The following is a 10,799-nucleotide window of genomic DNA, read 5'->3' as shown; positions in this document are numbered from 1 at the left end:
GCCGCCCGGCGCGGGCTCGCGGGCGGCCAGCCGTTCGAGGAAGCCGCCGATCTCCATGTCGCGCATGGGCGGCATTCTGCCAGCCCGCCCCGCCGGGCGCGTCATCCGCCCGCGCCGGCCCGGCCGAGTGGCGGGCTCGTCATCCCCGTCGGGGCGTCAGTCCCGGTGCATCGGCCGGGTCGTGTCGTCGGGCACCTGTCCGTACGACGACGGCGGCCCGTAGGAGGACGAGCTCCCGTACCCCTGCGAACTCCCGTACCCCTGCGGGCCGGATTGCTGTGAGCCGTACCCCGGCGAACCGTACCCCGGCGACTCGTGGGAGGCGGCGGCCCCGTACCCCGGCGGCACCGTCGGCGGCCGTCGCGAGCGCCACCGCGAGGGGAACGCCGACGAGACCAGCAGCACGACGCCCAGGAGCAGGAACGCCCCTGTGAGCCCCAGCGTGAGGTAGCCGTTGCGCAGCCACCCGGTCATCAGGCTGTCCGGCACGATCGGCCCCGACATGACCTCGATGAACGGCAGCACGCCCAGCACGGTGAACCCGATCCCGCCGAGCAGCGAGCCGATCGGCGACACCCGCGAGGAGGCGAGGACGGCCACCAGCGCGCCGCAGAGCACGATCAGGGCCAGGCCCGCCCACGAGACCACGAAGTTGTGGAAGCTCACGTTGACCTCGGTGACGCCGTACATGAGCCCCAGGGCGATCAGGGGCGGCAGGATGATCCCGGCGACCACTCCGAGTACGTGACGCACACCGTTGGACATAACGCCCCAACCCCCGTCATCCGGTCAGGGCCTCAACCTACCGCGTGGATTCCCGCACGACGAGATCCGGTTGGAACATGATCTGCTGGTGCGCGTGCGTGTCGGGGTTGTCGCACTCGTCCAGCAGCAGCTCGGTGGCCACCCGGCCGAGCTGGTAGGTGGGCTGCCGGATCGACGACAGCGACACGGTCGAGGCCGAGGCGAAGTCGATGTCGTCGTACCCGATCAGTGACACGTCGTCCGGCACCCGCACGCCCGCCTGGAGCAGCCCCCGGAGCATGCCGAGCGCCAGCAGGTCGTTGGCGCAGAACAGCGCGTCGGGCAGGGCGTCCTCGGCCAGCAGCTTCTCGGCCGCCTGCTGACCGGCCTTGGCGGTCATCGCCGGCATCGCGATCTCGCGCAGCTCCGCCGGGTCGCGCCCGGCCGCGGCGAGGGCCTGCTCGGCCCCCCGCCGCCGGTCCTGGCACTGCCGGATGGCGGCGGGCCCGGTCACGTAGCCGATCCGCCCGGCCCCGCCGCGCAGCAGGTGGCCGACCGCCATGGCGCCGCCGGTCACGTCGTTGACCGCGACCGCGCACTGGCTGGAGCGCTCCGCCGGGTGATCGACGAGCACCACGGCGATGTCCCGCTCGCGCAGCCGGTCCAGCCGGCCGGGGTCCTCGTCGGAGGGCGTGATGAGCACGCCGCGCACCCGCTGCTCGGCGAAGACCAGCAGGTTGCGCTCCTCCTTCATCCGGCTGCCCGAGGAGTTGCCGAGGATGACCGCGTAGCCGCGCTCGCTGGCCATGTCCTCCACGCCGGCGGCGACGTCGGTGAAGAACGGGTTGCCGATGTCGATCACCGACAGCCCGATGGTGCGGCTGTGACCGGCCCGCAGCGTGGACGCCGAGCCGTGGCGGACGAACCCCAGCTCCCGGATGGCGGCCTCGACCCGGGCGCGGGTGCCGCCCGCGACCTTCTCGGGCCGGTTGAGCACGTTGGACACCGTGCCGGGCGACACGCCCGCCCGGGCCGCGACGTCCTTGATGCTCACTGTGGCCATTCACGCCCCCGGGGCTCGTAGGTGCGCACGTCCGCGCTCCGCCGTACCAGATCCCGCATCTCGGCCAGGTCGCCGACCAGGCCGCGGGCCCGCGCCTGCACCAGCGCGTTGCCGAGGGCGGCCGCCTCGACCGGGCCCGCCACCACGGGCAGCCCCGTCGCCTCGGCGGTGAGCCGGCACAGCAACGCGTTGCGCGAGCCGCCGCCGACCAGGTGGACGACCTCGACGGGCCGCCCGCTGAGGCGGGCCGCGTCGTCGACGGCCCTGCCGTAGGCGAGGGCGAGGCTCTGCAGGATGCATCGTACGGCCTGCGCCCGCCCCTCCGGAGGGCGCTGCCCCGTGCGCGCGCAGTAGGCGTCGATGCGGGCCGGCATGTCGCCCGGCGGGAGGAACGACGGGTCGTCCGGGTCGATGACCGCGTCGACGCGGACCTTCTCAGCCTCGGCCAGCAGCGCCTCCAGGTCGGGGTGGTCCCAGACGCGCAGGCACTCCTGCAGAATCCACAGGCCCATGACGTTGCGCAGGTAGCGGACGGTGCCGTCGACGCCGGTCTCGTTGGTGAAGTTGGCCAGGCGGCTCTCCTCGGTGAGCACCGGGGCGGGCAGCTCGACGCCGACGAGCGACCACGTGCCGCAGGAGATGTAGGCGAAGTTCGGTGCCGTGGCGGGCACGGCGACCACGGCGGAGGCGGTGTCGTGCGAGGCGACCTGGGTGACGACGGTGGAGTAGCCCAGCTCGGCGGCCACGTCGTCGCGCACGGGGCCGGACGCGGCGTCGGTGATGGGCGGCAGGATCCGGCGGGGCAGGCCGAGCCGCTCGACCAGGTCCCACGCCCAGTCGCGGCGGGTCACGTCGTACAGGCCGGTGGTGGAGGCGTTGGTACGCTCGGCGCCGATCCGGCCGGTCAGCCAGTAGCCGATCAGGTCCGGGATCATCAGCAGCGTCTCGGCGCCGTCGAGCCGCTCGCGCAGGAGCTGGTTCACGGTGGTGAACGGCAGGAACTGCAGCCCCGTCACCTCGTACGGGTCGACCCGCTCGGTGATGCCGGCGGTGCGCGCGTCGCGGTAGTGGACCGGGTTGCCGATCAGGCGGCCCGCGGCGTCGAGCAGGCCGTAGTCCACGGCCCAGGAGTCGATCCCGGCCGACTCGGCGGGCCCCGCCTTGCGCAGGCCGTCGAGCACGCCCTGGTGGAGGGCGAGGATGTCCCAGTGCAGGGTCCCGGCCACCCGTACCGGCCGGTTGGGGAAGCGGTGCGCCTCGGCGAGCTCGATCTTGTCCGGGCTGATGTCGGCGGTCATCACCCGGCCGCTCGACGCGCCGAGGTCCACAGCGGTGAATCGCATGGCCTGATTAAAACGTATCAATCACAATGGCGCCATAGCCGAGTATGCCCCATTGACGGCCGCAGGCGCAGCGCCTAGATTCCGGAAACATCGTGTTAAAACGTTTGTCGCGCGGAGGAAGTATGAGCGCTCACCCCACGCTCGCACTCGCCGGCGTCAGCAAGTCCTTCGGCGCGGTCCGAGCGCTGCGGGACGTCTCCATCGAGCTGTACGCGGGGGAGGCGCACGCGCTCGCGGGCGAGAACGGCGCGGGCAAGTCCACACTCGTCAAGACGCTTGCCGGGGTCCACCGCCCCGACCAGGGCCTCATTCTGCTCAACGGCGAGCCCGTCGTCTTCACCGGCCCCGCCGACGCCCAGCAGGCCGGCGTCGCCGTCATCTACCAGGAACCCACCCTCTTCCCCGACCTGTCCGTCGCCGAGAACATCTTCATGGGCCGCCAGCCCCGGCGCTCGCTCGGCCGCATCGACCGCGCCGCCATGCGCGTCGCGACCCGCGAGCTGTTCGGCCGCCTCGGCGTCGACCTCGACCCCGGCCGCCCCACGCGCGGCCTGTCCATCGCCGACCAGCAGCTCGTCGAGATCGCCAAGGCGCTCTCGCGCGACGCCCGCGTGCTCGTCATGGACGAGCCGACCGCCGCGCTGTCCGGCGCCGAGGTGGCCCGGCTGTTCTCGGTCGTCGAGGCGCTGCGCGAGCACGGCTGCGCGGTCCTGTTCATCTCCCACCGGCTCGACGAGATCTTCAGCCTCTGCCAGCGCGTCACCACCCTGCGGGACGGCCAGTGGATCGCCGGCGAGCCCGTCGCCGGGCTCACCCACGACGACCTGGTGCGCCGCATGGTGGGCCGCGACCTCGGCGCGCTCTACCCCAAGCAGGACGCCGCCGTCGGCGACGTCGCCCTCAAGGTCGAACGGCTGACCCGCGAGGGCGTCTTCACCGACGTCTCCTTCGAGGTGCGGCGCGGCGAGATCGTCGCCCTGGCCGGGCTGGTCGGCGCCGGCCGCAGCGAGGTCGCCCGGGCGATCTTCGGCATCGACCGCCGGGACGCCGGGACGGTCACCGTGGACGGCCGCGAGCTGCCGCCCGGCAGCCCCACCGCCGCCATGGGGGCGGGCCTCGCCCTCGTCCCCGAGGACCGCCGCCAGCAGGGCCTGGTCATGGAGATGTCGATCGAGCGCAACATCGGGCTGACCGGCCTGCGCTCCCTGCGCCGCGGCGCGACGATCTCGCGGCGGGCCGAGCGCGACCGGGCGGCGGACTGGGCGGCGCGGCTGCGGCTGAAGTTCGCCCGGCTCGGCGACGGCGTCGGCGTGCTGTCGGGCGGCAACCAGCAGAAGGTCGTACTCGCCAAGTGGCTGGCCACCGAGCCGTCCGTGCTCATCGTCGACGAGCCGACGCGCGGCATCGACGTGGGCACCAAGGCCGAGGTGCACCGGCTGCTGTCGGAGCTGGCCGGGCAGGGCATCGCCGTCCTGATGATCTCCTCCGACCTGCCCGAGGTGCTCGGCATGGCCGACCGGGTGCTCGTCATGCGCGAGGGCCGGCTGACCGCCGAGATCGCGCGCGCCGAGGCCACCGAGGAGAGCGTGATGCACGCCGCCACGAGGAGGGCCGCATGACCGCGACCACCGCCACGGGGAGGTCCGCATGACCTCGACCGCCGCCACGAGGGGAGTGGCATGACCGCGACCACCGCGCCGCCGGGCCGGGAGGTCGGGGCGCGCGGCGCCCGCGCCCTCGTGGACCTCGTCTTCCGCGCCCGCGAGCTGAGCCTGGTCGCCGCCCTGGCCGTGCTCGTCGCCGTGACCGCCGGGGTCAACGGCAACTTCCTGTCCGGCCAGGGCGTCGAGGACATCCTGCTCAACACGGCGATCCTCGCCCTGCTGGCCGTCGGCCAGTCGGTCGTGGTGATCACCCGCAACATCGACCTGTCGGTCGGCTCCGTGGTCGGGCTGGTCGCGTTCGTCACCGGCGACGTGCTCGCCCGCGGCGCCGGCCTCGTGCCCGCCGTGCTGCTCGGCGTGGCCATCGGCGCCGCCTGCGGCCTGGTCAACGGCCTGCTGGTGAGCTTCTGCCGGGTGCCCGCCCTCGTCGTCACGCTCGGCACGCTCTACGTCATCCAGGGCCTCGACCACTACATCGCCCACGGGCGGCAGATCAACGCGGTGGACCTGCCACCCGCCCTGCTCGCGCTGGGCAACGGGGCCGTGCTGGGCGTGCCGTACCTGCCGCTCATCACGCTGGCGGTCATGCTCGCGGTCGGGGCGTACCTGCGCGCCTACCCCAGCGGCCGGGAGTTCTACGCGATCGGCTCCAGCCCCGAGGCGGCCCGCCTGGCCGGCGTGCCGGTCCGGCGGCGGGTCCTCGCCGCCTACCTGGCCAGCGGGTGCCTGGCCGGGCTGGCCGGGGTGCTGTGGCTGGCCCGGTTCGGCACGGTCGTCGGCGACTCCGCCAACGGCTGGGAGCTGCTCGTGGTCAGCGCGGTCGTGGTCGGCGGCGTGGCCATCACCGGAGGCGTCGGCAGCGTGTACGGCGCCGCGCTCGGGGCGCTGCTGCTCACCACGATCGGCAGCGCGCTCGTCGTGCTCCGGGTCAACCCGTTCTGGCAGCAGGCCATCACCGGCGCGCTGCTGCTGCTGGCGATCAGCGTCGACCGGGTGGTCGCCCTCCGGGTCGCCCGCCTGCTGAGGAAGGGGGGCCGCCGATGACCCGGGTGCTGCGCTGGGACGTGCTGGTCGGCGCGCTGCTGGTCGCGGTGTTCGCCGCCGGCTCGCTCGCCGTGCCCGGCTTCGCGACCACCGGCAACCTGTCGTTCGCGCTGGGCGACCTCGGCGAGATCGCGCTCATCGCGCTGGCCATGACCCTGCTCGTGGTGGCGGCCGAGGTGGACCTGTCGGTCGCCTCCGTGCTGGGCCTGTCCAGCGCGCTGGTGGGCGCCCTGTGGGACGGCGGCATGGCCATCGAGACGATCATCCCGCTGGTCGTGCTCGCCGGAGCCGGGTGCGGCCTGGTCAACGGGCTGCTCGTGACCCGGCTCGGGCTGCCGTCGCTCGCCGTCACGATCGGCACGCTCGCCCTCTACCGCGGCCTGGCGTACGTGGTGCTCGGCGACAAGGCCGTCGCCCAGTTCCCGCCCGCCTACACCGCGCTCGCCGTGGACGACGTCCCCGGCACGCCCGTGCCGTACCCCGTCGCCCTGTTCGTCCTGCTCGCCGCCGTCACCGGCGTCGTCCTGCACGCCACCGGCTTCGGCCGCGCCCTGTACGCCATCGGCGCCCAGGAACAGGCCGCGTTCTTCGCCGGCATCCGGGTCAAGCGGATCAAGCTGCTGCTCTTCGTGCTCTCCGGCGCCGTCGCCGCGTTCGCCGGCGTGATCTTCACCCTCCGGTACGGCTCCGCCCGCGCCGACAACGGCCTCGGCATCGAGCTGGCCGTCATCGCCGCCGTGCTGCTCGGCGGTGTCGACTTCGACGGCGGCAAGGGCACCCTCGGGGGCGTCATCGCCGGCGTCCTGCTCATCGGGCTGCTGCGCAACCTGCTCATGCTCGGCGACGTCTCCACCGAGATCCAGTCGATCGTCACCGGGCTCCTCCTCATCGTGTCGGTGCTCACCCCCCGCCTCGTCTCCCTGGTCAGGCCCGCCCTGAAAGGAACCCCATGACCCCGATGCGCCTCACCGCCGCCGTCACCCTGCTGGCCCTGGCCGCCGCCGCGTGCGGCGGCACCACCAAGTCGAGCGTCACCTCCGCCCCCGCGCCGGCCCCGGCCTCCTCCTCGGCCGCAGCCAAGGCCGACCCGAACGCCGCCCTCAAGGAGGGCATCAAGCTGGCGTTCCTCCCCAAGCAGATCAACAACCCGTACGAGACCATCGTCGACAACGCCGGCATCGAGGCCGCCAAGGAGTACAAGGGCGAGGCCAAGGAGGTCGGCCCGTCCGACGCGTCCGCCTCCTCGCAGATCTCCTACATCAACACCCTGACCCAGCAGGGCCACGACGCGATCCTCATCGCCGCCAACGACGCCAACGCCGTGTGCGGCCCGCTCCAGCAGGCCCGCGCCAAGGGCATCAAGGTCGTCTCGTACGACTCCGACGCCGCCCCCGAGTGCCGCGACCTGTTCATCAACCAGGCCAGCTCCGAGGAGGTCGGCCGCAGCCAGGTCCGGCTCCTCGCCGACATGATCGGCAAGAAGGGCGAGATCGCCATCCTGTCGGCCACGGCCAACGCCACGAACCAGAACACCTGGATCAAGTACATGAAGGACGAGCTGACCAAGCCCGACTACAAGGACATGAAGCTCGTCAAGGTGGCCTACGGCGACGACGACGACCAGAAGTCGTTCACCGAGACCCAGGGCCTGCTCCAGGCGTACCCGAACCTCAAGGGCATCATCTCGCCCACCACGGTCGGCGTCTCGGCCGCGGCCCGCTACATCTCCGGCTCCAAGTACAAGGGCAAGATCACGCTGACCGGCCTCGGCACCCCCAACCAGATGCGGCAGTTCGTCAAGGACGGCACGGTCGAGAAGTTCGCCCTGTGGAACCCCAAGGACCTCGGCTACCTCGCCTCCTACGCGGCGGCGGCCCTGGTCTCCGGCCAGATCACCGGCGCCCAGGGCGAGACGTTCAAGGCCGGCAAGCTCGGCGAGCGCACGATCGGCGCGAACGGTGAGGTCATCCTCGGCCCGCCGTTCACCTTCGACGCCGCCAACATCGACCAGTTCGACTTCTAGCGGCTCCTCCCGGACCGCTCGACCCGGTCCCCGCCCTCCCGGCGGGGACCTCACCACGACAAGACCCAGCGACGAGACCAGTGAAGGCGAGGGAGGGTGGCATGCAGCGCGTGTGCTTCCTGCTGAAGGTGCGCGATGACCGCCTCGACGAGTACCGCGAGCGGCACAAGGCCGTGTGGCCGGACATGCTCGAGGCCCTGCGCAAGGCCGGGTGGGGCAACTACTCGCTGTTCCTGCGCGAGGACGGCCTGCTCGTCGGCTACCTGGAGACCGACGACTTCGAGGCCGCCCAGAGGCTGATGGCCGAGACGGACGTCAACGACAGGTGGCAGGCCGAGATGGCGCCGTTCTTCGAGACGGGCCGTCCGGACGAGGCCTTCGCGACGCTGGAGGAAGTGTTCCACCTTGACTGAATCGACGACCGCACCGGGACAGACCGAATCGGGGAAGGCATTGATCAAGGAAGAGCTGCGCCGGCAGCGCATCGAGACGCCGTCATGGGCGTACGGCAACTCCGGCACCAGGTTCAAGGTGTTCGCCCAGCAGGGCGTGCCGCGCGACCCGTACGAGAAGATGGCGGACGCCGCGCAGGTGCACCGCTACACGGGCGTCGCGCCGACCGTGGCCCTGCACATCCCCTGGGACAAGGTCGACGACTACGCCGGCCTGGCCCGGCACGCCTCCGACCTGGGCGTGGCCATCGGCGCCATCAACTCCAACGTGTTCCAGGACGACGACTACAAGCTGGGCAGCGTCACCCACCCCGACCCGGCGGTGCGCAAGAAGGCGCTGGGCCACCTGCTGGAGTGCGTGGACATCATGGACCAGACCGGGTCCGACACGCTCAAGCTGTGGTTCTCCGACGGCACCAACTACCCGGGCCAGGACGACATCCGCTCGCGCCAGGACCGCCTGGCCGAGGCCCTGGCCGCCGTCTACGAGCGGCTCGGCGAGGGGCAGCGGTTCCTGCTGGAGTACAAGCTGTTCGAGCCGGCCTTCTACACGACCGACCTGCCCGACTGGGGCACCGCGTACGCCCACTGCCTCAAGCTGGGCCCGAAGGCGCAGGTCGTCGTCGACACCGGCCACCACGCGCCGGGCACCAACATCGAGTTCATCGTGGCGTTCCTGCTGCGCGAGGGGAAGCTCGGCGGCTTCGACTTCAACTCCCGCTTCTACGCCGACGACGACCTCATGGTGGGCGCCGCCGACCCGTTCCAGCTCTTCCGGATCATGTACGAGGTGATCCGCGGCGGCGGCTACACCACCGAGACCGCGTTCATGCTCGACCAGTGCCACAACATCGAGCCCAAGATCCCCGGCCAGATCCGGTCGGTCATGAACGTGCAGGAGGCGACCGCCAAGGCCCTCCTCGTGGACCGTGACGCGCTGGCCGCCGCGCAGCGCGAGGGCGACGTGCTCGGCGCCAACGCCGCGCTCATGGACGCCTACAACACCGACGTCCGCCCCCTGCTCGCCGAGCTGCGCGAGGAGATGGGGCTGGACCCGGACCCGATGGCCGCCTACGCCAGGTCCGGTTACTTCGACAAGATCGCCGCCGAGAGGGTCGGCGGCGCGCAGGCAGGGTGGGGAGCCTGATGCAGGCCGTACGGGAACTGCTCGAACGAGCACACGCGCTGGGCGCCGACCCGCGCAACACCAACTACGCCGGGGGCAACGCCTCCGCCAAGGGCAACGAGACCGACCCGGTGACGGGCGAGCAGGTCGAGCTGATGTGGGTGAAGGGGTCCGGGGGCGACCTCGGCACCCTCACCGCCGCCGGCCTCGCCGTGCTCCGGCTCGACCGGTTGCGCGCGCTGACCCATGTCTACCCGGGGCCGGAGCGCGAGGACGAGATGGTCGCCGCGTTCGACTACTGCCTGCACGGCAAGGGCGGCGCCGCGCCGTCCATCGACACCGCCATGCACGGCCTCGTGGACGCCACGCACGTGGACCACCTGCACCCCGACTCCGGCATCGCGATCGCCACCGCCGCCGACGGCCCCGAGCTGACCACGCGGATCTTCGGCGACCGGGTCGTGTGGGTGCCGTGGCGCCGGCCCGGCTTCCAGCTCGGCCTCGACATCGCCGCCATCAAGGAGGCGAACCCGCAGGCCATCGGCTGCGTCCTCGGCGGCCACGGCGTCACCGCCTGGGGCGCCACCAGCGAGGAGTGCCAGGCCAACTCCCTGGAGATCATCCGCACCGCGGAGCGGTACATCGCCGAGCACGGCCGCCCCGACCCGTTCGGTCCCGTGATCCACGAGCCGCTGGCCGAGGAGGCCCGCCGCCGCCGCGCGGCCGAGCTGTTCCCGGTGGTCCGCGGCCTGGCCAGCACGGACGCCCGCCAGGTCGGCCACTACACCGACTCGCCCGAGGTGCTCGACTTCCTCGCCCGCGCCGAGCACCCGAGGCTCGCCGCGCTCGGCACGTCCTGCCCGGACCACTTCCTGCGCACCAAGGTCGCGCCGCTCGTGCTCGACCTCGCGCCGGACGTCCCGCTGGAGGAGGCCGTGGCCCGCCTGCGCGAGCTGCACGCCGCCTACCGCGAGGAGTACGCCGCCTACTACGCCCGCCACGCCACCCCGGACTCGCCGCCGATGCGCGGCGCGGACCCGGCGATCGTGCTGGTGCCCGGCGTCGGCATGTTCAGCTTCGGCAAGGACAAGCAGACCGCGCGCGTCGCCGGCGAGTTCTACGTCAACGCCGTCAACGTGATGCGCGGCGCCGAGGCCCTGTCCCGCTACCAGCCGATCGACGAGTCGGAGAAGTTCCGCATCGAGTACTGGGAGCTGGAGGAGGCCAAGCTGCGGCGCATGCCCGCGCCCAAGCCGCTGGCCGGCCGCGTCGCCCTGGTCACCGGCGGCGGCTCCGGCATCGGCGCCGCCACCGCGCGCCGCCTGGCCGCCGAGGGCGCG

10 protein-coding genes are annotated in these 10,799 nt (G+C 72.4%); 7 read left to right on the top strand and 3 right to left on the bottom strand.

Annotated elements, in window-relative coordinates:
- Positions 1 to 156: 156 nt before the first annotated feature.
- Genes AB0H81_RS41035 through AB0H81_RS41025 form a run of 3 tightly spaced genes read right to left on the bottom strand, consistent with a single transcriptional unit; the run spans position 157 to position 3,150 of the window.
- A complete protein-coding gene (locus AB0H81_RS41035; RefSeq protein WP_358386706.1) occupies positions 157 to 753 on the bottom strand; it encodes a hypothetical protein in 597 nt (198 codons plus the stop codon).
- Positions 754 to 802: 49 nt separating this feature from the next.
- A complete protein-coding gene (locus tag AB0H81_RS41030; protein WP_358386705.1) occupies positions 803 to 1,807 on the bottom strand; it encodes a substrate-binding domain-containing protein in 1,005 nt (334 codons plus the stop codon).
- Complete coding sequence (locus AB0H81_RS41025; RefSeq protein WP_358386703.1) at positions 1,795 to 3,150, bottom strand: rhamnulokinase family protein; 1,356 nt, start codon at positions 3,148 to 3,150, stop codon at positions 1,795 to 1,797. Before AB0H81_RS41025 ends, AB0H81_RS41030 begins: the two co-directional genes overlap by 13 nt.
- A 122-nt stretch (positions 3,151 to 3,272) precedes the next feature.
- On the opposite strand from AB0H81_RS41025, the gene AB0H81_RS41020 reads away from it, so the two are divergent.
- The 7 genes from AB0H81_RS41020 to rhaD all read left to right on the top strand — a co-directional run.
- On the top strand, positions 3,273 to 4,769 hold the full coding sequence (locus tag AB0H81_RS41020; protein ID WP_358386700.1) for a sugar ABC transporter ATP-binding protein: 1,497 nt from the start codon (positions 3,273 to 3,275) through the stop codon (positions 4,767 to 4,769).
- A 60-nt stretch (positions 4,770 to 4,829) separates the two neighbouring features.
- A complete protein-coding gene (locus AB0H81_RS41015; RefSeq protein ID WP_358386697.1) occupies positions 4,830 to 5,858 on the top strand; it encodes an ABC transporter permease in 1,029 nt (342 codons plus the stop codon).
- Complete coding sequence (locus AB0H81_RS41010; protein ID WP_358386694.1) at positions 5,855 to 6,811, top strand: ABC transporter permease; 957 nt, start codon at positions 5,855 to 5,857, stop codon at positions 6,809 to 6,811. Before AB0H81_RS41015 ends, AB0H81_RS41010 begins: the two co-directional genes overlap by 4 nt.
- On the top strand, positions 6,808 to 7,881 hold the full coding sequence (gene rhaS / locus AB0H81_RS41005; RefSeq protein ID WP_358386691.1) for a rhamnose ABC transporter substrate-binding protein: 1,074 nt from the start codon (positions 6,808 to 6,810) through the stop codon (positions 7,879 to 7,881). Before AB0H81_RS41010 ends, rhaS begins: the two co-directional genes overlap by 4 nt.
- A 101-nt stretch (positions 7,882 to 7,982) precedes the next feature.
- Positions 7,983 to 8,294, top strand: a complete 312-nt coding sequence (locus tag AB0H81_RS41000; RefSeq protein ID WP_358386688.1) for an L-rhamnose mutarotase — start codon at positions 7,983 to 7,985, stop codon at positions 8,292 to 8,294.
- Positions 8,295 to 8,334: 40 nt separating this feature from the next.
- Positions 8,335 to 9,480 (top strand): L-rhamnose isomerase, encoded by a 1,146-nt coding sequence (rhaI, locus tag AB0H81_RS40995; RefSeq protein WP_358386709.1) that lies wholly within the window; start codon positions 8,335 to 8,337, stop codon positions 9,478 to 9,480.
- On the top strand, positions 9,480 to 10,799 hold a 1,320-nt coding region (rhaD, locus tag AB0H81_RS40990; RefSeq protein WP_358386685.1), incomplete at its 3' end, for a bifunctional rhamnulose-1-phosphate aldolase/short-chain dehydrogenase. The genes rhaI and rhaD, both read left to right, overlap by 1 nt.

It is taken from the genome of Nonomuraea sp. NPDC050691 (assembly GCF_040654455.1).
Classification (GTDB): Bacteria; Actinomycetota; Actinomycetes; order Streptosporangiales; family Streptosporangiaceae; genus Nonomuraea.
Note: the sequence above shows the minus strand (reverse complement) of the source record. Positions and strands in the feature narration are given on the sequence as shown.